General features: G+C 71.8%; 20 protein-coding genes. 11 read left to right on the top strand and 9 right to left on the bottom strand.

The features are described 5' to 3' along the window. Positions 1-77: 77 nt before the first annotated feature. The 4 genes from KF840_23180 to KF840_23165 are packed head-to-tail and all read right to left on the bottom strand — an operon-like array spanning position 78 to position 5030. Positions 78-1076 (bottom strand): HupE/UreJ family protein, encoded by a 999-nt coding sequence (locus KF840_23180; GenBank protein ID MBX3027809.1) that lies wholly within the window; start codon positions 1074-1076, stop codon positions 78-80. Then, complete coding sequence (locus tag KF840_23175; GenBank protein MBX3027808.1) at positions 1073-2029, bottom strand: peptidyl-prolyl cis-trans isomerase; 957 nt, start codon at positions 2027-2029, stop codon at positions 1073-1075. Before KF840_23175 ends, KF840_23180 begins: the two co-directional genes overlap by 4 nt. 18 nt (positions 2030-2047) lie before the next feature. Further along, entirely contained in the window at positions 2048-4444 is a 2397-nt protein-coding gene (locus KF840_23170; protein ID MBX3027807.1) for a DUF3604 domain-containing protein, read from the bottom strand. A 37-nt stretch (positions 4445-4481) separates the two neighbouring features. Continuing rightward, positions 4482-5030 (bottom strand): TetR/AcrR family transcriptional regulator, encoded by a 549-nt coding sequence (locus KF840_23165; protein ID MBX3027806.1) that lies wholly within the window; start codon positions 5028-5030, stop codon positions 4482-4484. 346 nt (positions 5031-5376) lie between these two features. Between KF840_23165 and KF840_23160 the strand changes: the two genes are divergently transcribed. Next, positions 5377-6243 (top strand): hypothetical protein, encoded by an 867-nt coding sequence (locus KF840_23160; protein MBX3027805.1) that lies wholly within the window; start codon positions 5377-5379, stop codon positions 6241-6243. Positions 6244-6429: 186 nt separating this feature from the next. On the opposite strand, the gene KF840_23155 is transcribed toward KF840_23160, so the two are convergent. The 4 genes from KF840_23155 to KF840_23140 all read right to left on the bottom strand — a co-directional run bounded on the left by KF840_23155 (position 6430) and on the right by KF840_23140 (position 8496). Next, on the bottom strand, positions 6430-7059 hold the full coding sequence (locus KF840_23155) for a hypothetical protein (protein MBX3027804.1): 630 nt from the start codon (positions 7057-7059) through the stop codon (positions 6430-6432). Positions 7060-7102: 43 nt separating this feature from the next. Further along, positions 7103-7426 (bottom strand): hypothetical protein, encoded by a 324-nt coding sequence (locus KF840_23150; protein MBX3027803.1) that lies wholly within the window; start codon positions 7424-7426, stop codon positions 7103-7105. A 22-nt stretch (positions 7427-7448) separates the two neighbouring features. Beyond that, positions 7449-7682 carry a hypothetical protein gene (locus KF840_23145; protein ID MBX3027802.1) on the bottom strand — a complete coding sequence of 78 codons (234 nt, stop codon included), beginning with the start codon at positions 7680-7682 and terminating at the stop codon, positions 7449-7451. A gap of 109 nt (positions 7683-7791) precedes the next feature. Next, positions 7792-8496 (bottom strand): response regulator transcription factor, encoded by a 705-nt coding sequence (locus tag KF840_23140; protein MBX3027801.1) that lies wholly within the window; start codon positions 8494-8496, stop codon positions 7792-7794. Between the two features lie 166 nt (positions 8497-8662). Here KF840_23140 and KF840_23135 point away from each other — a divergent pair, with 166 nt between their 5' ends. The 3 genes from KF840_23135 to KF840_23125 all read left to right on the top strand — a co-directional run bounded on the left by KF840_23135 (position 8663) and on the right by KF840_23125 (position 11641). Further along, a complete protein-coding gene (locus KF840_23135) occupies positions 8663-9634 on the top strand; it encodes a right-handed parallel beta-helix repeat-containing protein (GenBank protein MBX3027800.1) in 972 nt (323 codons plus the stop codon). A gap of 10 nt (positions 9635-9644) precedes the next feature. Next, on the top strand, positions 9645-10028 hold the full coding sequence (locus KF840_23130) for a 4a-hydroxytetrahydrobiopterin dehydratase (GenBank protein MBX3027799.1): 384 nt from the start codon (positions 9645-9647) through the stop codon (positions 10026-10028). An 83-nt stretch (positions 10029-10111) separates the two neighbouring features. Next, positions 10112-11641: a thiolase family protein gene (locus KF840_23125; GenBank protein ID MBX3027798.1), complete on the top strand. Its 1530-nt coding sequence runs from the start codon at positions 10112-10114 to the stop codon at positions 11639-11641. A gap of 13 nt (positions 11642-11654) precedes the next feature. On the opposite strand, the gene KF840_23120 is transcribed toward KF840_23125, so the two are convergent. Further along, positions 11655-11873 carry a hypothetical protein gene (locus KF840_23120; GenBank protein MBX3027797.1) on the bottom strand — a complete coding sequence of 73 codons (219 nt, stop codon included), beginning with the start codon at positions 11871-11873 and terminating at the stop codon, positions 11655-11657. 193 nt (positions 11874-12066) lie between these two features. Between KF840_23120 and KF840_23115 the strand changes: the two genes are divergently transcribed. From KF840_23115 to KF840_23085, 7 genes are all read left to right on the top strand, one after another. Next, positions 12067-12411, top strand: coding sequence for a hypothetical protein (locus KF840_23115; protein ID MBX3027796.1), 345 nt, complete (start codon positions 12067-12069; stop codon positions 12409-12411). 165 nt (positions 12412-12576) lie between these two features. Further along, positions 12577-15534 (top strand): right-handed parallel beta-helix repeat-containing protein, encoded by a 2958-nt coding sequence (locus KF840_23110; protein ID MBX3027795.1) that lies wholly within the window; start codon positions 12577-12579, stop codon positions 15532-15534. Positions 15535-15568: 34 nt separating this feature from the next. Further along, positions 15569-16549, top strand: a complete 981-nt coding sequence (locus KF840_23105) for a glutathione S-transferase family protein (protein MBX3027794.1) — start codon at positions 15569-15571, stop codon at positions 16547-16549. 344 nt (positions 16550-16893) lie between these two features. After that, the gene (locus tag KF840_23100) at positions 16894-18396 is read left to right on the top strand and encodes an NAD(P)/FAD-dependent oxidoreductase (GenBank protein ID MBX3027793.1); all 1503 of its coding nucleotides are present in this window, start codon (positions 16894-16896) and stop codon (positions 18394-18396) included. Between the two features lie 338 nt (positions 18397-18734). Then, positions 18735-19298: a hypothetical protein gene (locus KF840_23095; GenBank protein ID MBX3027792.1), complete on the top strand. Its 564-nt coding sequence runs from the start codon at positions 18735-18737 to the stop codon at positions 19296-19298. Between the two features lie 89 nt (positions 19299-19387). Further along, positions 19388-19558, top strand: coding sequence for an AlpA family phage regulatory protein (locus KF840_23090; protein MBX3027791.1), 171 nt, complete (start codon positions 19388-19390; stop codon positions 19556-19558). Continuing rightward, positions 19555-21336, top strand: coding sequence for an AAA family ATPase (locus KF840_23085; protein MBX3027790.1), 1782 nt, complete (start codon positions 19555-19557; stop codon positions 21334-21336). Before KF840_23090 ends, KF840_23085 begins: the two co-directional genes overlap by 4 nt. Positions 21337-21452: the final 116 nt, after the last annotated feature.

The raw sequence follows: 21452 nt of genomic DNA, 5'->3' as shown, positions 1-21452 counted from the left end.
CAGCGCTTCGGCCTGCTGGCGAGCTCGCGGGTCGCGGACGCGCCGGCGCCGCTGGTCGGCATCGGCGGGGGCGGCGTTCACGCGGTGACGCGCTCCAGGCACCAGAAGACGGCCAGGATTCCCATGGCGTAGGCGGCGCACCGGGTCGCCAGCGTGGCGGCGCGCGGGCGACGGCGCGCCAGGATGCCGCCAAACGCCAGGGCGAGCAGGAGCGGGGCGAGCTGTGGGAGGGCCACGCCGGCGGTGAAGGCAAACACCGCCAGCGGGGCATCCAGCGAGGCCGCGCTGCTGTCGGCGAGCGAGGTGGCGCAGGCGGCGCCGGACAGGGCGCCGAAGAGCAGCCCGACCAGCCAGGCGGAGCGGCGGCGGGCGCTCAGTGGCGATCGCGTCAGCTCGAGGGCGACGAAGAGGATCGCCGCGGCGATGCCGAGGTCGAGGCTCCGCGCCGCGGCGGTGAGCGCGCCGATGCCGATCAGGGCGACGGCGGCGGCGTGGCCGAGCGCGAAGGCGGCGGCGGCCTGCAGCAGTCGCCGGGGCGTGGCCGCCAGGAGCAGGAGCAGGCCCAGCAGCAGCAGCAACCGGTCGAGACTGGCGATCGCGGCTTCCCCGCCGAGGCGCGCGAAGTGGCGCACGAGCTCCTCGCGGGTCGGATCCTGGGGCGCCGTCCAGCTCGGGTGATGGGCCGTGAGCACGGTCTCGACGTGGCTGCCGTCGAGCCGCTCGATGCGCAGCAGCGCGTCGATGGTGGCGACGTCGAGGTCGGCGACACCGATGGTCTGTCCGGCGAGCCCGGCGGTCCCGCAGTCGACGACCCAGCGCAGGCGGATGCGGTCGCCGTCGTCGGTCGCCTGCGGCGCGTCGGCGGTCTGGCGACAGCGGTCGGGCAGGGTGGGGCGAACCTCCGCTCCCGGGAGGCGGAGCTTCGACGATTTCCACGTCACCTCGAAGCGCCCCGGGGCGCGCTCGCGCAGCGCCAGCAGCGCCGGTTCGAGGCCGTGGCCGCGCGCCGCGTCGGACAGCGGCAGCGTGGCGGCGATCGTCGCCAGTAGCGCGCCGGCGAGGCGGAGGAACTTCATGCCCGGGGCCGCTCCCGCCAGGCCGTCGACTCGACCTGCAGCGGTTGTGCATCCCGGAGCGCGCGCAACAGCTCGGTCAGGCGCTCGGCGCGGTGTTCCTGGCGCCAGGCGGCGAGGACGCGGCCGCGCACCGCCTCGAACGGCGGCGCGGCGCCGGCGACCAGACCCTCGATCCAGAAGAGATGGACGCCGAGCGGCGAGCGCAGCGGACCGACCCAGGATCCGCTCGGGGCGGCGAGGATCGCGTCGGCGACAGCAGCCCCGAAGAGCTTCACGAGCTGCTGCCGCGACTGATCCACCAGATGTGGCGGTTGCGGGAAGGGGTCGCCGTGCCGCACCGCGGCGGCCGGTGACAGGGCGCCGGCGCGGGCGCGGGCGAACAGCGGCGCGGCATCGTCGGCGCGCGCCGCCGCGACGTAGAGGTGCCAGACGCTGACGCGATCGGGGGCGCGATAGTCGTCGCGGTGTCGGTCGTAGAAGGCGCGCAGCGTCTGCTCGCTCACGGCGTCTTCGCCGGCCCGCGCCGCGAGCAGGCGCATCTTCTGCACGACGATGCGCCGCACGACCAGATCCTTGCGGTCGAGCCCGAGCGCCCTGGCGCGAGCATAGAGGCCGTCATCATCGCTGACGTCGTCGTCGGTGAGGATCCGCATCTGCTCGATCAGCCAGGAACGGACGCTGCGGTCGCGGTCCAGTCCGCGCGCCAGCGCGGCGCGGAAGAGGAGCTCCTCGTCGACGGCGCGGTCCACCAGGGCCGCCTCGTCCGCGGCCGTCGGCTGCAGGCCGGTTTCCCTGGTGTAGGCGTCGCGCATGGTCGCGATCTCGGCGGCGGTGATCACCACCGGCGAGCGGAGGGAATCGCGCCCGGCGTCGGAGCGCACGGCGCGCGCGATCCCGAAGAGCAGGACGCCGCCGAGCAGGAAGTGCAGCAGCGGCAGGCGCAGGCAGCGCATCGACGGTCGTCTCCGGGCTCAGCTCCGCGTCGCCAGGCGGTGGCTGGTCGCCGACCAGAGGGGCGCGGTGCGGACCTCCGCCGTGCCGGCCCGGATCGTCAGCTCCATGAAATGGTCGCTGCGGTCGGCGTTGGGGAACGCGCGCGGCAGGGTGCGCAAGCGCAGGACCGCGGGGCCGCCCGGCGTCACCTTGAGATCGAGGCTGCGGACCCCGCTCAGGTTGCCGGCGCGATCGCGCCAGGTGAAGTGGCCCGGGGTCTCCTCCTGCATGAACCCGGCCGGTACGGTGACGCGAAAGACCTCGTCGTCGTCCTGCAGGGCGATGACCAGATCCTGGGTCCGGACGTCGAAACCGGGCGGGAGGGTCCCGAACGTCACCTGCAACTGCAGCATGTCGCGCTGCGGGCTGCGACCGAAGGAGAGCTTGCCGCGTAGACGCGCCAGACCCTCCGGTCGGTACCAGATCGGCGACGACCAGGCGCGCTCCTGGATGGTCTTGGCGACCGCCGGGTTACAGCACTCGGCGTACTCGGCCGGCACCGACGCGGGCTGCGCGCAGTCGAGGGCGAGGGTGTTGCAGAGGTAGGTGCTCCAGCGGCAGCTCGGGTTCTCGAGCAGGCGGGCGTAGTAGAACGCGCGCTGCGACGGATCGAATTCGGGATCCTCCCAGACGGCGCAGAGGGACTCGGCCCCCGGCCCGCTGGTCTGGCAGGTCGCGGTGTCGACGGTGGCGGTCGATGCCGGATCGCCGGCGACCTCGAACACCTTCTCGTGCGACTGGCCGTTGCCGTCGACCCAGCCCTTGACGATCTGCGCCCGCTGCAGCAGGCCGCCGGGCGCGCCCGGCGTGCCGGGATCGCGCATCGCCAGGACCCCGAAGCGCGGACTGCGGTTGCCGCGCACCGGACCGATCTCGCCCCCCATGGGCACGCCGCCGCGGTACGCGGTGGCGACGAACTCGGGGTCGCCGCAGCGCAGGCCGGGCTCGCGGCCGGCGAAGAAGCGCAACATCGGACGCGTGCCGCTGGTGCCATAGACCTCGCGCCGGCGCATGGCGGCGAACAACGCGTCGCGCGAGTTCTCCTCCGCCCACACGACGGCGAGGCCGCCGGGGGTGCTCTCGATGCCGGCCGGGGTCACGCGCGCCAGCATGTTGGCGGGATTGCGGTCGCGATTGCCGATGTGGCCGAAGCCGCCGTAATCCTCCTCCTCGACCGCGCCCGGCGTGGCGTTGTGGTCGTCGGTGCTGCCGATCAAGCCGAGCCTGAACGGGTTGACGCCGATGGCCTGTTCCTGGAGCAGGCCGTCCTTGAGGACGTTGCGGATGTAGTTGCGGGCCGGGAAGACCTGGTTCGGATCGGACACCGGGCTGAACAGTTGCAGGCGGTTGAGCTTCTCGAATCCGCAGAGCTCGTCGGTGGCGCCGCCGACGCCGGGGCGGCATTCCGAATCGCCCTTGTGCTGGTTCATCTCCACCAGCGGTTCCATGCCGGCGCGGAAGAAGGCGTCCGAGGGGGAGAGCGGGCTGCCGTCGGCGTTCACCGGCGCGAACATCAAGCCGCCGCTGGCGTTCGGGTTGTGCGGGATGGCGAGCACGTCGCAGCCGGTGAGTCCGTCGAGACACTGGGCCTGGAGCTGCTGCCAGAGGCCCTGCGGCGTGGGCTCCTCCATGAAGGAGATCGGCAGCGGCGGCACCACCTGGTTGCGGAAGATGACGTTGCGATGGAGGTTGTTGCCGCCCGGTTGGCCGCTCCACTCGTAGCCGACGAAGGTGGTGAACGCGCAGGCCGACGTGCGGTCGTAGTACTGCTCGGCGGCGTCCTGGGTGTCCTCCCACACCAGCGACGCCTGCAGCGCGCAGTCCGAGCCCGGGCCGCACCAGCCGTAGCGGGCCGGCGGGTTGAGGACGCCGTAGGTGAGGAGGAATTGGATCACCGGGATGGGCGGCAGGACGCTCGGCAGCGGCGGCAGCGGCGCGGCGAGCTGGTTGCGCAGACTGACGCACTCCGGCGAATCGTAGCCGGCGAGACCGGGCGTCTGGCAGACGGCGATCTCGCCGAACTGCTCGGCGTGATCGGTGACGGCGGTGAAGTCGAGCGGCCGCCGGAGCTGGGCGGTGCGCGTCGGGTTGCCCTGGGCATCGAACGGCGGCAGCCCGATGGCCTGTCCCTGCGCGAAGCGATAGGCGCCGCGCGGATCCTCCCGCGTGCCGGCGAAGAGGGCGTCCGACGAATAGGCGGTGTGCACGTGGGTGTCGCCGAAGAACGGCTGGCGGTACTTGTCGAAGCTGGCGCACGCCTGGCGCGTCTCGGTGCGCGCCCATGGGCCCGGCTGCGCCAACGCGGCGGCGGACAGGATCGGCGGCAGCACCGCGATCAGTGTCAGCTTCCGCGCCCAGAATCCCCCGGTCGTCATGGAGCTCCCCCCTTCGTGGTGATGCGACGCGCGGCGCTCAGTCAGGTGACGCCGGCGCGCGCCAGGTCTTCAGCGTCTGCACGGCGAAGCGGACGAACAGCTCGCGCCCGCGCCTCCGGCTCAGGGTGCCTTCGGCGATGCTGTCGGCCAGTCCCCACCCGGCGGTGATCAGCATCCAGGTGAGGGCCGTCGCCTCGGCGGCGTCGAGGCCCGTCAGGTGGCGAACGTACGGTGTCCAGAGCTCGGCGATGCGGCTGCGCAGGCGGCGTTTGGCGCGCCCGAGGCCGCGGCGGCCGCCATCGCTGTCGCTCGCCAGCGCCCTGAGGGCGCGGCGTTCCTCCGCCGGCAGGTCGAGAAAGAGGTCGTAGGCGGCGGCGAGGGTGGTCGTCGGCTCGGTGCCGTCACGGACGATGATCGCGGTCGCCTCGTAGGCGCGTTCGAAGAGGTGTACGAGCGTCGCGACCGAGAGATCCTCGGCGCTGGCGAAATGTTCGTACACCGTCTGGCGGCTGAGCCCCGCGGCCGCCGCGAGTCCCTGCATCGACAGCGCGTTCCAGCCGCCCTGACGGACCAGTCGACCCGCCACCGCTAGGAGGTGGTCGCGCCGCACCGCCGCCGGCATGTAGGGGCGCGGAGTCGCTTTCGCCGTCGAGCTCAAAGGCAGAACCTGACATGGTGTCTAATTTGGTCGGAGCGCGAGAGTCAAGGATTGTCCGCGCCGGCGCCGGGCGCCGAAGATTGTGCTTCGGTCGATTGCGTCGCCGTGCTAGCGTCGGTGCGAAACGTCGCTTTGGGGGTCATCAGTCAGGCGCCGACAACGCGGGGGCGCCCACCCGAGCCGGCACGGCCGGCACCGGGTGGGGGACACGTGGCGCGCGGCGCGGAACCGTGGGCTCGGCCGCGCATGTCGCGGCATCAGTCGAGGAGGACGCATGTCACGAAAGCTGCTGATCGGGATGACGCTGGCGGCGCTCGCCGCGCCGAGCGTCCTGCTCGCCGCCCTGCCCAAGGCGGAGCAGATCTGCATCAACAAGATCAATAGCGATGGCGTGAAGGTGCAGGCCGCGCAGTTGAAGGTGAGCGACGGATGCGTCGCCGCCGCCGTGAAGACGCAGCTCAATCCGGGCCCCAGCGCGGATGCCTGCATCGACACCGATCCCAAGGGCGCGGTGAACAAGAAACGGCAGTCGACGACGGCGGACATCACCAAGAAGTGCAGCGGGACGCCGTCGATGTTCTTCGCCGGCGCGACCATCACCAACGATGCCGCGCAGGACGGCGCCAAGGACCTGGCGCGCGACGTCTTCGGCGCCGGCATGAGCGCCCTGAAGTCGTGCGACACCAACGCCCGCGAATGCGCCTGCCAGGTGAAGGTGATCAACCGGGTGAGCAAGCTGTCCCGCGCCATGGGCAAGATCTGGCTGCAGTGCAAGAAGAACGCGCTGACCGCGAACGGCGCCTTCGCGCCGAGCGGCGCCACGACCAACGCGCAGCTCGAGCAGTGCGTCACCAACGCCGCGCTGGCGAGCGGCCTGTCGGTGGCCGCGGACACCAAAGGCAAGATCGCCAATGCCAAGGCGCAACTGCAGACCACGGCGGGGCAGTTCTGCGGTTCGGGATCGGTCGATGAGTTCGCCGGCGGCGCCTGCGCCGGCTTCTCCACGCCGCCGACGATCGACGCCGCTGGCCTGGCGACCTGTCTGGCGAACCAGGCCAAGTGCCGCTTCTGCGAGATGATCAACGAGACGGACGTGCTGGCGATCGACTGCGATACCTGGGTGGGCATCACCTGCCCGTGAGCTGAAGGCCCGCGCCGCCAGCCGCCCGCGCCGCGCGGCGGCGCCACGTAGGGCGCGGTTGAGAAGGGCGAGCGCCGCGCACTGGCGGCGCCTCGCCGCCGCCGGCGTGCTCAGGCCCCGGCAGGCGCAGGGAATCGGGAGGCCGCGCCGAAACGCGGCCAGCGCGACCGGAATGCGGGCGGCGAGTCAGCGGCTGCGGACGGCGCGCAGCTTCGGGGCGCGCGTCGCGCCGGCGGGGCGGGTGCGCAGGCGATGCACCTGTTGCTCGATCAGCCGGTCGACGCGGGTGAGCAGGGCGCGATCGTTGCCGAAGCGCTCGATCATGTAGCTCAGATCGCCGAGGTCGTGGATCGCCAACTGGACCGCGCGCTCGCGCTCGCGCTCGCCCTTCAGGACGGTCAGCAGATCGAGGACCAGGTCCTCGATCTCCGAGCACTCGATCTCGAGGGCGGTTTCGAAGGCCCGGGTCAGCGTGATCTCGGTGCGCGCCTCCGCTTCCGCCTTGTCGAGCAGCGCCCGCAGGCGCTCCACGTGCTCGCGGGTGAGCGCCGGCGCCGCCGGGAGGGTGCGCTCAGGGGTGCACTCGAGCAGCCCGGCGACCATGGCCAGACCGCCGAAGTGGCGCGACTCGTGTTCCGCCATGTCGAACCAGAAGCGGCGCACTTCCGCCGGATGCTGGAAGCGGGTCTCGTACCGGCAGTAGAGCTGCATGGTCCGCCGCTCGAGATCCATGGCCACGGCGATCAGCTTGCGCAGCAGCTCGGGCGGACGGCTGCGGGTTCCGGAGCTGGATGCCGTCCTGCCGCCTGAAGCCATGCGCGGCCTCTAGCATGGGCCGCGCGGGAGATGCCAGGCGCGTTCAGCGGTTGCGCCGGGACGGCGGGACGATGCCCGCGCGGCGCAGCTCGTCGAGCTCGACCAGCAGCGAGGTCACCAGCGGATAGCGCCGGTACAGGATGTTGGGCGGCACCTCGGTGGCGATCGCGCTCGGCAGCCGGCTGGGCAGCGGGCGCCGGCGCGCGTCGTTGGCGCGCGGACGCGGGCGCCGCGCGGTGCCCGCATCGCCGGCGGCGAGCACGAGACCGACCAGCGCGTGGGGCAGGGTGGGGTCGATGCGCAACGAGGCGCGCGCCGCGCTCGGGCGCCGCGCGTTGACCACGGAACCGCGGAGGCCGTTCGCCATGGGACACCCCCAGGCGTGCCGCTCAGACCTCATCCCAGGCGACGCCGTCGACGAAGCGCCTGGGGAGGGCGATCGGCACGAGCTGCGCGCGGCCCGGCGCCAGCGACGAGCGGCGCTTCGCCGGCGAGCCCGCATTCGAGGCGCGGCCGGCACGAGCCTGAGACGTCTTGGCCGTGACCGTTGTGTCTTTCCTGCGCATACAGCACCCCACCGCCACTGGGCCGATCGTATGCCGATCGGCGAGCTCGCTGGTCATTCGACATGCCAGCGGTCGGGAAGGTACCACGCGGCCCAAGTCTTGAGAAGTTGGGATTTTCCCGCATACCGCTGCGGGTTTTCCCGATCGGCTCGGCGGACGAACCGGGTCAGTGCACGTCGGCGCCGCCGGACCTGCCAGACGTCGACGACGCGTTCTCGGGCTCGTTGCCCTCGGCGAGCAGCACCAGGCGAATGAGATCGGCCAGTGAGGTCGCCCGCAGCTTCTCCATCACGTGCGCGCGGTGCACCTCGACGGTCTTCATGCTCAGGTTGAGCTCGGCGGCGATCACCTTGTTGCTCTTGCCGGCGATCACCCGGTCGAGCACGTCGCGCTCGCGCTGCGTCAGCAGACGCATGCGCGCCTCGATCTGCTCGCGGACGGTGCGGCGTCGTCGCGTCACCTCGTCGCGCGCCACCGCGGCGCGGATGCGATCGAGCAGGGTCTGGTCGCTGAACGGCTTCTCGATGAAGTCGAAGGCCCCCGCCTTCATCGCCCGCACCGCGAGCGGCACCTCGGCGTAGCCGGTGATGATGAGGATGGGGATCTCGATGCTCTGGCGGACCAGCTCCGCTTGCAGGTCGAGACCGCTCATGCCGGGCATGCGGACGTCGAGGACGAGACAGCCGGGGCCGTTGTCGCGATAGGTCGCCAGAAACTCGCGCGCGCTGCCGCAGGTGCAGACCGCCAGGCCGACCGACTCGATCAGCCAGCGCAGCGACGAGCGCATCGCCGGATCATCGTCGACGACGTACACGGTGGGGCTCGGCTCGGACGGCGCGCTGTCGAGGTGGTCGAAGGATTCGCTGCTCATCGCGTTGCTCCCGCTGGCATCCGTATAGCGGCGGCGCGGTGAATTGAAAATGGTGGAATCCCCTATGTTCGTGACGACAGGACCGGGCGTCTGGCGTGCCGTCGGACCACGCGCGCCGGCCGCGAACCCGGTTGAAGCTCCCGTGGGCGTATGGTTCAACCGAGCCATGTCGGTGTCGCGCCTCGTCCCCGTCAGCGTCTCGGCGCTGATCGTCCTGGCGGGGCTGGCGGGGGCCGCCGCCGCCAAGCGCTGCGGCGACGACGTCGGCGGGGTGGACGTGCCCTGCGCCTGCGGCGACGAAGTCGTGTCCAGCACGGTGCTCGGCGACGATCCGGTGGTGCGCAGCACCTGCCGCTTCGACGGCCTGCTCCTCCGCGCCACCGACGACCGGACCTCGCTGGTGTTGGACCTGGCCGGGCACACGCTGCGCGGCAAGGGGCGCGGCATCGGGCTGCGGGTGGTCAACGGCGGTCCCGGCGGCGCCAGCATCATCAGCCGTGGCGCGCCGGGCACGCTCGACGGCTTCGACGACGGCATCGTCGCCCGCGGGCGCGACGGCATCGCGTTGATCCAGGATGTCGCCATCCGCGGCAGCCAGCGAGACGGCATGCGGGTCACCGGGCGCGATTTCGTGGTCCGCCGCGTCAGCATCGCCGGCGCGCGGCGCGACGGCTTCGCGCTCGCCGGCAGCGGCTTCGAGATCAGCGAGACGCACGCCGAGGACTGCGGCCGCTTCGGCTATTTCGTGATGGGCGATTCCGGCGTGATCGGCGGCCCGGGGAGCGGCAACGTCGCCGATCGCAGCGGCAGCGCCGGATTCAGCCTGATGGGCATCGGACACACGCTCGCGGACTGCGCGGCGCGCGGCGGGCGCAAGGACGGCATCGTCCTGCAGGCGTCGCGGCTCGACGTCCGCGGCTGCCAGGCGAGGGACAACGACGGCGACGGCATCACCGGCAGTGGCAGCCAGCTCCACCTCGCCGGCAACCAGGCGGTCGACAACGGCGGCGACGGCGTCGCGGTGCGCGGCCCGGGGCTGATCGACGGCGGCGGCAACCGCGGCGCCGGCAACCGCGGCGAGGGCCGCGAGCGCGACGCCGTGCAGTGCGCCATCGGCGGCGCCGCCTGCGCCCTCTGACGGAGGCCCGATGACCGCGCTCGCCGAACGCAACTGCGTCCCCTGCCGCGGCGGCGTCCCGCCGCTCACCGAGGCGGAGATCGCGCCGCTGCTGGCCCAGCTCGAGGGGTGGACCCTGTGGCATGCCGACGCCGCCCACCCGCATCCCAAATCGCCGCTGCACGGGGCGCTGCGCAAGCGCTACAGCCTCGCCAACTTCGCCCAGGCGCTCGACCTGGTGAACCGCATCGGCGCCATCGCCGAGGCGCAGAACCACCACCCCGATCTCGGCCTCGCCTGGGGTCGCGTCGAGGTCGAGATCTGGACCCACAAGATCCGCGGCCTCACCGAGAGCGATTTCATCTTCGCCGCCAAGTGCGACCGCGCCTTCGCCGACCAGCAGGCGCACGCCTGATCGCTCCCGCTCCGCCTTCGCATGAGCCTCTTTCCGCGCCCGCTGCCGGCCCTCGAGCCCTACACCGAGCCCTTCTGGCGCGCCTGTCGCGCCGGCCGCCTGGAGATGACCCGCTGCACGGCGTGCGCCTGGTTCATCCACCCGTCGCGCCCGCTCTGCCCGCGCTGCCGCGGTCGCCAGCTCGCGCCGGTCGCGCTGAGCGGCCGGGCGCGGCTGCACAGCTACACGATCAACCACAAGGCGTGGTTCCCCGGCCAGCCGGTGCCGTACGTCATCGGCCTCGTCGAGCTCGTCGAGCAGGAGGGCCTGCGCCTCACCACCAACATCGTCAACTGTCCGATCGAACGGCTCGCGATCGGCATGCCGTTGCGGGTGACGTTCGAGATTCTCAACGACGACGTCGCGCTGCCTCTGTTCGAACCGGACGAGACGGCGTGATGCGCGACAAACCCGAACGGCACGCCATCCTCTCCGGCGTCGGGCAGTCGGCGATCGGCCGTCGTCTGTTTCGCACCGACCTCGATCTGACGGCCGAGGCGGCGCTGGAGGCGATCGCCGATGCCGGCCTCTCGCCCGATGACATCGACGGCCTCGCGACCTACCCGGGGCCGATTGCCGCGCCGGGCGGTTTCACCGGCCCGAGCGTCGTCGACATGCAGGAGTGCCTGGGTCTGAACCTGCGCTGGTATCTGTCGGGGGCCGAGGGCCCGGCGCAGATCTCGCCCATCATCCACGCCGCGCTCGCCGTCGCCGGCGGCCTGTGCCGCCATGCGCTCGTCTATCGCACCGTCACCGAGGCGACCGCCGCCGCCGACACCGGGCGCCTCGGCATCGGCGCCGGCGCGCACGAGATTCGCGGCTTCGGCGCCTTCCTGATCCCCTTCGGGGCGATGTCGGCGGCCAACTGGCTGGCGCTGTACGCGCGCCGCCACATGTACGAATTCGGCACCACCCGCCAGCATCTCGGCATCGTCGCCACCACGGCGCGCCGCCACGCGGCGTTCAATCCCCAGGCGATCTACCGCGACCCGATGTCGATGGACGACTACCTGAACGCCCGCATGGTCAGCGATCCGTTCGGCCTGTACGACTGCGACGCGCCGGTCGATGGCTCGACCGCCGTGGTCGTCTCCGCCGCCGAGTACGCCGCCGATCTGCCGCACCGGGCCGTGCGCTTCGAGGCCTTCGGGACGGCGATCGACGCGCGCCCGTCCTGGGACCAATGGGGCGACATGACGACGATGGCCGCGCGCGATGCCGCCCGTCAGATGTGGACCCGCACCGACCTGAAGCCGGCCGACGTCGACACCGCCCAGCTCTACGACGGGTTCTCGTTCCTCACCCTCGCCTGGCTCGAGGCGCTCGACTTCTGCGGCCGCGGCGAGAGCGGTCCGTTCATCGAGGACGGCCGCTTGAGCCTGGGCGGCGCGCTGCCCTGCAACACCTGGGGCGGCCAGCTCTCCGGCGGCCGCCTGCACGGCTTCGGTTTCGTCGCCGAGGCGATGCGCCAGCTTCGCGGCGGCTGCGGGGAACGCCAGGTCCGCGATTGCGAAGTGGCCGTCGTCGGCGTCGGCGGCGGGCCGGTCGCTGGCTGCATGCTGCTGACCCGCTGACCGGCGTCCCTCCTCAGCCCGGCGGAGCGCGGAGCGAGTCGCCGAACAGGAGCAGGCCCCAGGCGCCGGCGACCAGCAGGGCGAGCGGTATCCACCACACCCACTGCCAGTCGCGCCCAGCAGGCGGTTCGACAGGCGCGACCTGGGCGGCCGGCGCGGGCAGTGGGTCCGGTCGGCTCAGGATGATCGCGGCGCGACTCCGCTGGCGATGGCCGAACGGCGGGCTGGGCATGCACCCGACTTCGCAGATCGCTCGCCGCGGACGCAACCCCGACTGTGCCGCCGCGTCATCGCGGTGACGCTTTCGCCCGACCCGGCGCGGAAATCGCGCACCACTGGCAGGTCCGCCAGCGCCTTGGCACATCGCTCGCTTTGCTGGGTCACCGGATGCGCGACTGAACGCGCACGCAACCGGGGAGATGACGATGGTGAGCAGACTGGGATGTGTGATGGTGGGCAGCGGGCTGCTGTTCGCCGCCTCCGCCGCCCTGGCGGTCGATCCGGCGATCAAGTGCGAGAGCGACAAACTGCGCATCGCCGCCAAGTACACGACGTGCCGCCTCTCGGCCGCGGCGGATGCGGCGCGGGCATTTTCCCGCCCGACCTTCGACAAGTGCGAGAGCAGCTTCCTGGTCGCCTGGGACAAGGCCGAGGAGCGGGCGCGGACGAAGGGCGCGCCGTGCTGGACCGAGGGCGACGCGTCGGTGGTGAAGGGCGACATCGACGCCCATACCGGCAGCCTGGCCGAGTCGCTCAGCAGCGGGAAGTGACCCGGGCGACCCCGCCCTCGCTCGCGGGCGAGCGGGCGCGGCGGATTCCCATTGCCAAGAAGGCGGGCACCATGCCATGCACCATGCGCGTCCGGGGATGGGACCCCGGCGCGAACCGCTGCGCGGGGGGCATGCATGGGGCACGCGAGTCGATTTGCGGGAGTGGTGTGGCGTCTGCTCGTCGGTTCGCTGCTGGCGGCACTGGCCCTGGCAGAGGCGGCAGGCGCCCAGACCATCATCGATGACTTCAGCGATGCGGGCCTGAACACGGTGTCGCCGCCGGGGCAGGCGCGCAACACCATCGGGACGACGACGGTCACCGATGCCGGACTGACCGGAGTCATCGGCGGCAGCCGCACCCTGATCGTCACCGCCACCGCGATCGCCGGCGGCAGCCCGGAGGTGCGGGCCGGCGTCATCCCCAGCGCCCAGGTGCTGGACTACTCCTCGACGGTCCTGGCCAACGGCCTGGTGACCCTGAGCTACGACGCCAACGGCGCCGGCCTCGGCGCCGACCTGTCGCTCGGCGACGGCATCCGCTTCACCGTCGTCGCCGATCTGTCCTCGCTGCCGTACGACGTCACGGTGACGATCAGCGACGGCACGATCACCAATTCCTCGACCCAGACCATTCCGGTCGGCGGCCTGCAGAACCTGCAGTTCCTCTACGGCGCCTTCCCGACCGTCAACCTGAGCAGCGTCTTCAGCATCGCCATCACCTTCGACCCCAACCTCGCCGGCGACCTGGAGGTGGCGGCGCCGGTGGAGACCTTCGGTGAGCCGTACTGCGGCAACGGGGAGGTCGAGCTGGCCGAGGAGTGCGACGACGGCAACCTGTTCTCGGGCGACGGCTGCGAGCCGGACTGCACGCTCTCCAGCGCCTGCACGTTCACCCACGGCGGCACGCCAACCGAGCGCTTCGTCGGCGCCTGCGGCATGCCGACCTTCGGTAGCATCCAAGCGGCCGTGAGCGCCTCGGCGGCAGGCGACGTCGTGTCCATCTGCCCCGGTACCTACAACGAGTCGGTGCTCGTCGATCAGGAGGTGACGATCCGCTCCACCGATGGCGCGGCGGTGACGACCGTGCAGAGCCCGGCGGTCGCCTTCGACGTCCGCCGCAGCGGCGTCCGCATCCAGGGCCTGACCATCGAGGGCGCGACGGCCGGTATCCGCGCGAACAGCATCTGCGGTCTCGGCCAGAGCAGTTGCCCGGCGCCGGGCCGCGGCTCGAACCTGACCATCGTCAACAACGTCATTCGCAACGGCGCCCTCGGCGTCGGCTGGCAGCGCAAGGTCGACTGCGTGACCATCAGCGGCAACACGGTGAGCGGCAATGCCGCGCAGGTCGATCTCGATCAGCAGGAGAATCCGCCGGCCCGGTTCGTCACCGTGCAGAACAACCTGCTGACCGGCGGCGGCGGCGGCGGCTTCGCCATGCGGCTCAGCAATCTCGGCACCGGCCTCGGCATCTCGCAGAACACCGTCGACGGCTCCAGCCAGGCGGGGGTGATCCTGGGCGCGCTGGTGCCGGGCACGCAGTTCCTCGAGAACAACGTCCGCAACAGCGCCAGCGACGGCCTGGTGATCAAGCCCGGCGCCGGCGGCGTGCGGGTGATCTCCAACAACATCGAGGACAACGGGGTCGGCCTCGCCAACGAGGCGCCGGAGGCGACGGTCGACGCGACCCTGAACTGGTGGGGCTCGCAGACCGGTCCGTTCCACGCCGTCGACCGCCCCGCCGGCACCGGCGACCAGGTGCTCGAACGCCTCGGCGGCCTCGACACCATCTTCGTCGAGTTCCTCTGCCAGCCCGCGCCGGCCGGATTCCCCAGCGTCGGCGGCGTCTGTGACACCGGCGGCGGCGGCGCCGAGATCGACTTCCTGACCTTCGGCCGCAGCCCGGACATCTCGCCCAACGGCCGCTTCATCTCGTTCACCAGCGAGCGCAACCTGAACGGCGACGCGCGCCTGTCGGTGGACAACGCGGACGGCAGCGACGAGACCTTCCTCCTCAACCGCAAGCCGCAGGGCAAGAAGAATTCGTTCTGCATCGGCGGCGCCAATCCGGGCGCGCCGTGCGTCAAGCAGAGCACCTGCAAGGGCGACCTGCGGCAGGATCCGATCATCACCGACGGCGTCTGCGTGCTGATCACCCAGCTCAGCAACGATCCGACCGGCGCCAACGTCGTCGGCACGCCGCGCGTCACCCAGCGCGGCGGGGTGTTCTCGAGCAACACCGCGAATCTCGTCGGCGTCAATCCGGACCTGTCGAAGGAAGTGGTGGTGTGGTCGGCGCGCGATTTCCGCCGCCTCAGCCCGAGCGACCCGAACACCGTGATCAGGCCGATTTCCAACGGGGTGGGGCTGGACAGCGAGCGGCCGGCGCCGGGTCGCAACGGCCGCTACGTGACGATGGAGTCGAACGCCAACCCGACCGGCGGCAACGCCGACGCGAACGTCGAGCTCTTCTTCTACGACGCGAAGCGGCTGAGCTGGCAGCAGATCACCAACACCGCGCCGCCGGTCGAGAACCGCCGCCCGTCGACGCAGACCGGCAGGGAGGTGCTGTTCGATTCGACCGCCAACTTCACCGGCGGCAATCCGGACGGCAACCGCGAGCTCTTCCTCGCCGAGCAGCGCGGCTCGGCCTGGGCGTTCACCCAGCTCACCAACAGCGTCGCGCCGGTGGAGAACCGCGCCGGCCAGGTCGCCCGCCATGGGCGCATCAACAGCTTCAGCTCGAACGGCGACTACGCCGGCCAGAACGCCGACGGCAATCGCGAGATCTTCGTCGTCGAGCGCGGCGTCTTCACCCAGCTCACCCACTCGACGGCGGGCGAGAACGCCAACCCGCACGGCAGCCCGCGCGGCCGCTTCGTCACTTTCGAGTCGACCTCGACCCTGGAGAGCGGCGGCACCGGCACGGCCAACCGCCGCGTCTTCTATTACGATCGCGCGCTCAACACGCTGACGCTGGTGTCGCGCTCCTTCTTCGGCGACAACCTCGTCCCCCGCATGAGCAACGGCCGCTTCATCGTCTGGGAGTCGACTTCGAACCTGACCGGCAACAACCCGACGTACGAGAGCGTCATCTACGCCTTCGACCGTCGGCGGGACGACTGAGCGCGGAGGAGACGGCGGACGCGGCCGCGCGCGCATGCCCGGGCTCCCTCCGAGCGGCGGTCTGCACCCGGAGATCACCCTGCCGCACGAGGCGGAGTGGGAGCTGTACCACAACAGCTTCTCCCTCTGCTCGAAGAAGGTCCGCGTCTGCCTCGCCGAGCTCGGCCTGGCGTACCGCAGCCGCCCGATCCATCTCATCGAGACGGGCGCCTACGAGAACGTCTCGCGCGCCTTCCTGGCGATCAACCCGGCCGGCACCGTCCCGGTTCTCGTCCACCAGGGACACCCGGTGTACGAGAGCCACGAGCAGATCTCCTACGCCGCTCGGCACGGCGCGCGCGGCGGCGAGCTGCTGGCGACAGACCCGGACACGCGCGCGCTGGTCGAGCGCTGGGTCGACTGCGCCTCGCTGGTCGGTGACGCCACCACGGGCACCGACCGGCGCGCCGGCCACTGCGTCCCCGGCCTGACGTTTCCGCTCTTCGCCACCATGGTGCGCCACATCCCCTATCGCGAGATCGCGCGCGGCCTGCTCACCCATCCCAACAAGGAGCGGCCGTTGTTCTTCGGGCTGCTCAAGCTGCGCACCGTGCGCGGCCTGCCGAGGATCCGGCCGGCGATGCGCCTGCTGCGCCGCAGCCGGGACGACATGGGCGGCCATCTCGACGCGCTGGGGCGCCACCTCGAAGCGCAGCGCGGCCCCTGGATCGCCGGCGACCGCTTCACCCTCGCCGACGTGAGCTGGGTGGTGATCCTCGATCGCCTTGCCGAGGCCGACTGGGCCGAGCACTTCTGGGGCAACGGCCGCCGGCCGACGATCGCCGCGTACTGGGAACGTCTGCGCGCCCGCCCCAGCTTCACCGCGGCGATCGACGCGGTGCGTTCGCCCGTCACCCTGCGCGGCATCGCCGACCTCGCCGCCGCCAAACGGGACGATCCGGCCCTCCGCACCGCCCTGGAGGGCGTCGCTCCCGCGACGCCGGCCGATGCCCAGGAAAGGGGCAGTTGGCCGTGATGTGACGAAAGACGGAGGCACGGAGACACGGAGGGTGCAGCGTCGGAATGGCGGGTGGGTGCGATCCCTATGGCCATTGCTGATGCCGTTGGGGATCTCGCCCCCGAACCTCCTCTTGCCCAGATTACTCCGTGTCTCCGTGCCTCCGTGGTGAAGGTGTCTTGTCGTATCGAGGTTGGGCGGCGGCCGGGCCCAGGTCGGGCGATCCGGCGGCCCTCCCGTCCGGCCGCCCGTTCGGCACTGCGCCTCGTCCGTTCGGACCGACCCTCTTGATCCGCGCCGGGCGCTGCTCGACTATCGGCCCTGCGCCGTATCCGGCGCGGGCACGGAGGCGAACCAGGACAATGACCGAACACTTCGACGTGGTGGTCGTCGGCGCCGGCATCTCCGGCATCGGCGCCGGCTGTCATCTCAGAGCCCAGTGCCCGGATCGCACCTTCGTGATCCTCGAAGGGCGCGCCGACATCGGCGGAACCTGGGATCTCTTCCGCTATCCCGGCATCCGCTCCGACAGCGACATGTACACCCTCGGCTACAGCTTCAAGCCGTGGACCGAGGCCAAGGCGATCGCCGACGGCCCGTCCATCCTCAACTACCTGCGCGAGACCGCCGTCGAACACGGCGTCATGCCGCACATCCGCTTCGGCCATCACGTCGACCGCGCCGACTGGGATTCGACCACGGCGCGCTGGACGGTCGAGGCCACGCACAACGGACGCACCGTTCGCGTCACCTGCAACTTCCTCTTCATGTGCAGCGGCTACTACGACTACGCGCAGGGCTATACGCCCGACTTCGCCGGCAGGGAGGACTTCGCCGGCCGCATCGTGCACCCGCAGCACTGGCCGGCGGACCTCGACTACGCCGGCAAGCGGGTGATCGTGATCGGCAGCGGCGCCACCGCGGTGACGCTGGTGCCCGCCATGGCGAAGACCGCCGGCCACGTGGTGATGCTGCAGCGCTCGCCGACCTACGTCGTGTCGCGCCCAGCCGAGGACGGGTTCGCCAACTGGCTGCGCCGCTGGCTGCCGCCGGCGCTCGCCTACGCCATCGTGCGCTGGCGCAACGTCCTGCTGCAGCTCTGGTTCTTCAACTTCGCCCGCTCGCGGCCGCGGCTGGTGAAGCGCAAGCTGCTCGAGCAGGTGCGCGAGCAGCTCGGAGCGGACTACGACATCGCGACCCACTTCACGCCCCGCTACAATCCCTGGGACCAGCGTCTCTGCCTGGTGCCCGACGCCGACCTCTTCGCCGCCATCAAGGACGGCCGCGCCAGCGTCGTCACCGACCACATCGAGCGCTTCACCGCGCGCGGCATCCGGCTGCAGTCGGGACGGGAGCTCGAGGCCGACGTCATCGTCACCGCCACCGGCCTCAACCTGCAGTTCCTGAGCGACCTCGAGGCGACCGTCGACGGCCGGCGCGTCGAGTTCCCGCAGACGTACGGCTACAAGGGCATGATGTATTCCGGCGTCCCGAACCTCGCCAGCTCGTTCGGCTACACCAACGCCTCGTGGACGCTGAAGGCCGATCTCACCTGCGAGTACGTCTGCCGCCTCCTCAACCACATGCGCGCCACCGGCACCGCCATCGCCACGCCGACGCTGACCGACCCCGACGTCGCCCCGGAGCAGTGGATCGACTTCAGCTCCGGCTACTTCCAGCGCTCCCTGCACAAGTTCCCCAAACAGGGCAGCAAGCTGCCGTGGAAGCTGCACCAGAACTACGCCCGCGACATCCTGCTCTTCCGCTACGGCGCCATCGACGACGGCACCATGCGCTTCACCAAGCCCGGCACCCCCGTCGTCGCCTCGCCGCCCGCCGGCGAACCCTTACGCCACGCCTCGTGAGCCTCGCCGCAGCTCCCCCTCCGCCGGGGTGGTGAAACTGGCAGACACAAGGGACTTAAAAGGCACAGCCCATGCCATCTAGCCCTTGTGCCGCAAGCGTTTTCGCGCACTTAGTCTCAGTGGGCTGGCTGCCCGGTGGCTGGAAATCGGCTACCGGGTGGCCAGCGGCGGGCACAGAAACGGGCACAGGCGCGCTCTCTCCGGTCTCAGCGAAGCGAATGGTAGTCTAGGCCGCGAGCATACCGCCGCCGGCTAGGTCCGGCCGACCGAACGGCGCATCCCGAGCGCCTCGCCGGCGGCGGTGCAACAGCAGATCGGGACCACGGCGGGAGTGGGACATGGCGGGGCGGCGGATCGAGCTGGTACCCGGCGAGGTAATCGAGGCGCAGGTGCGGCGCTCGGCCGCACCCCACGCCAAGCGTGCGCCGCGCAGCGAGCTGGCCCGCCTGCGGGCCGAGAACGTCGCGCTCCGCAAGCAGGTGGAGCAGGTGGAGCAGGCGGTGAGGGAGAGCGAGCGCGCCGACGCTGACCAGCGCGTGGCGGCGGTCCGGGCCGCCTGGCAGCGCGAGACGGAGACGAGACGCGCCAAGGATCGCAACCGCAAGAAGGACGTGCCGGCAGTCCGTAGGTCCCGCGGGCCGCGATGGACCGACGGCGACGAGCAGCACATGCAGGCCGTCGTCACGCCATACGAGACGGAATGCCAGACGATGGCACACCGCCGCGATGTCGACACGGACGCGCTGACGGGCCGCGAGCTGTACGCGGCCTGCTCAGCGGTGGCGGCGGCGACCGGACGCAGCTACGCCGCGGTGCGCAGCATCCTGCGCGCGATGGCGCAGAAGGGCGCCATGTACGTGCGCGTCCCACCGAGCGGCGACGGTCGGAGCAGCGGGACCTAGCGCCACGGATATAGGTCCCGTGACGCTGCCGGCGTGCGCGCTACCGTGCACGCACCGTGACGCATACCGACCCCGACGCTGACCGTCTCATCTCGCGCGCCGAGCTGTGCCTGACACTCGGCATCGCGCCGCGCACCCTCGACGCGTGGCAGCGACGCGGCATCGCACCGCCGGCCGTGCACCTGACGGCGCGATGTGTGCGCTACCGGCTGGCTGACGTGCGCGCCTGGCTGGCCGCCCGGCAGGGAGCGGTCGCGTGACTGCTGCCACCGCCCGCGCCGAGGCGCCGAGCGCCATCCTCGTCGCGGCTCGCGAGTACGTCGCTCGCGGCTGGTCGGTCGTGCCGCTGCCGCAGCGCAGCAAGGCGCCGACCCTGCGCGGCTGGCAGCGGCAGCGGCTGCGCGGCGACGACCTCGACCGCGAGATGCGGGACGCCGGCGGCATCGGCATCCTCTGCGGCGCGCCGTCTGGCGGGCTCGTCGACGTCGATCTAGACGACCCGTATACGCGGGCCGCATGGCCGCTGCTCGGCCCCGCGACCGACCTGCGGCATGGCCGCGCGTCATCGCCCCAGTCCCACGCCTGGTACCGCCTCGACGCGCCGCCGGCGCAGACCGAGCGGCTACGCGACCCCACCGCCCACGACGCGCAGGGCCGTCCGGTTACGCTGATCGAGCTGCGGTCGACCGGCGGTCAGACCGTCGTGCCGCCGTCGACGCACCCGTCCGGCGAGGCGATCACGTGGCACAGCGACGGCGAGCCGGCGCACGTCGCCGTGGCTGACCTCCAGGGCGCCGTGCGGCAGTGCGCCGCCGTCGCGATGCTCGCCCGCCGCTGGCCCGCCGGTGCCCGCCACGACGCCGCCATGGCGCTCGCGGGGCTGCTGCTGCGCGGCGGCATGGCGGCCGAGGACGCCGAGCGGCTCATGGCGGTGCTCGCCCGCGTCGCTGGCGACGCCGAGGTGGCTGACCGCGTGCGCGCCGTCCGCGACACGGCGGACGCCATCGCCGCGGGCGACCGCGCGACGGGCGGGCCGCGGCTCGCCGAGCTGCTCGCCGATGGCGAGGCGGTGGTGGCGCGGCTGCGGGAGTGGCTCGGCCTGCGCGAGTCCGAGGATGCCGCGACGCCGGGGCTGCGCGTCATCACGGTCGCCGAGCTGCTGACGCTCGACCTCGCGCCGCGCGAGATGGTCCTGGCGCCGGTCCTGCCGACGCAGGGCCTCGCCATGCTCTACGGCCCCCGCGGGGCCGGCAAGACCTACCTGACGCTATCGGTCGCGCTCGCGATCGCGACAGGCAGCGCACTCCTGCGCTGGTCCGCGCCGCAGCCGCGCCGCGTACTCTACATCGATGGCGAGATGCCGGCCGTCACGATGCGCGACCGCCTGCGCCAGCTCATCCGCGGCGCGCGGATCGCGCCCGACCCGGACATGCTGCGGATCATCACGCCGGACCTGCAGCCGGGCCCGCTGCCCGACCTCGCCCGCCCCGAGGGCCAGCGCGCCATCGCGCCGCACCTCGACGGCGTCGACGTCATCGTCGCGGATAGCATCTCGACGCTGACCAGCGCCGCCGAGAGCGAGGCCGACGAGTGGCTGCCGCTGCAGCGCTGGGCGCTCGCCCAGCGCCGCGCCGGCCGCACTGTCCTGCTCGTGCACCACGCCGGCAAGGGTGGCCAGCAGCGCGGTACGTCACGGCGCGAGGACGTCCTGGACACCGTGCTCGCGCTCCGCCGCCCGCGCGACTACCGCGCCGAGCAGGGCGCACGGGTCGAGCTGGCGCTCGAGAAGGGGCGCGGCGTGCACGGCGACGACGCACGCACCATCGAGGTGTCGCTCTCCGACGACGGCCGCGGCGGGCTCGTGTGGGCCTCCCGCTCACTCGATGACTGCCTGACTGAGCGCGTGGCGACCATGGTGCGCGACGGCATGACCCACCGCCAGATCGCCGCCGAGCTGGGTGTCGGCGTCGCCACCGTCGCCCGCCATCGACGCCTCGCCGAGGCTGCCGGACTACTCCACGGGGACACCGATGACTGAGCGATCCGTGATCCAGCGATCCGTGATCCACCCTATAGAGGGTGGATCAGCGGATCACGGAGGCTCCGCCGGATCGGATCAGCGGATCACGCGCGGATCAGCCGAGCTGCTGGCCC

It is taken from the genome of bacterium, from assembly GCA_019637795.1.
Classification (GTDB): domain Bacteria; phylum Desulfobacterota; class Binatia; order HRBIN30; family CADEER01; genus JAHBUY01.
The sequence above is the reverse complement of the archived record's forward strand: the minus strand, read 5'-3'. Positions and strand labels throughout refer to the sequence as shown.

Bases quoted from the DNA above. Each gene is read 5' to 3' on its own strand.
- KF840_23150 (MBX3027803.1), bottom strand. From the start codon at position 7,426: ATGGCGAACGGCCTCCGCGGTTCCGTGGTCAACGCGCGGCGCCCGAGC.
- KF840_23145 (MBX3027802.1), bottom strand. From the start codon at position 7,682: ATGACCAGCGAGCTCGCCGATCGGCATACGATCGGCCCAGTGGCGGTG.
- KF840_23100 (MBX3027793.1), top strand. From the start codon at position 16,894: ATGACCGAACACTTCGACGTGGTGGTCGTCGGCGCCGGCATCTCCGGC.
- KF840_23155 (MBX3027804.1), bottom strand. From the start codon at position 7,059: ATGGCTTCAGGCGGCAGGACGGCATCCAGCTCCGGAACCCGCAGCCGT.
- KF840_23095 (MBX3027792.1), top strand. From the start codon at position 18,735: ATGGCGGGGCGGCGGATCGAGCTGGTACCCGGCGAGGTAATCGAGGCG.
- KF840_23135 (MBX3027800.1), top strand. From the start codon at position 8,663: ATGTCGGTGTCGCGCCTCGTCCCCGTCAGCGTCTCGGCGCTGATCGTC.
- KF840_23175 (MBX3027808.1), bottom strand. From the start codon at position 2,029: ATGCGCTGCCTGCGCCTGCCGCTGCTGCACTTCCTGCTCGGCGGCGTC.
- KF840_23120 (MBX3027797.1), bottom strand. From the start codon at position 11,873: ATGCCCAGCCCGCCGTTCGGCCATCGCCAGCGGAGTCGCGCCGCGATC.
- KF840_23130 (MBX3027799.1), top strand. From the start codon at position 9,645: ATGACCGCGCTCGCCGAACGCAACTGCGTCCCCTGCCGCGGCGGCGTC.
- KF840_23170 (MBX3027807.1), bottom strand. From the start codon at position 4,444: ATGACGACCGGGGGATTCTGGGCGCGGAAGCTGACACTGATCGCGGTG.
- KF840_23180 (MBX3027809.1), bottom strand. From the start codon at position 1,076: ATGAAGTTCCTCCGCCTCGCCGGCGCGCTACTGGCGACGATCGCCGCC.
- KF840_23160 (MBX3027805.1), top strand. From the start codon at position 5,377: ATGTCACGAAAGCTGCTGATCGGGATGACGCTGGCGGCGCTCGCCGCG.
- KF840_23115 (MBX3027796.1), top strand. From the start codon at position 12,067: ATGGTGAGCAGACTGGGATGTGTGATGGTGGGCAGCGGGCTGCTGTTC.
- KF840_23105 (MBX3027794.1), top strand. From the start codon at position 15,569: ATGCCCGGGCTCCCTCCGAGCGGCGGTCTGCACCCGGAGATCACCCTG.
- KF840_23140 (MBX3027801.1), bottom strand. From the start codon at position 8,496: ATGAGCAGCGAATCCTTCGACCACCTCGACAGCGCGCCGTCCGAGCCG.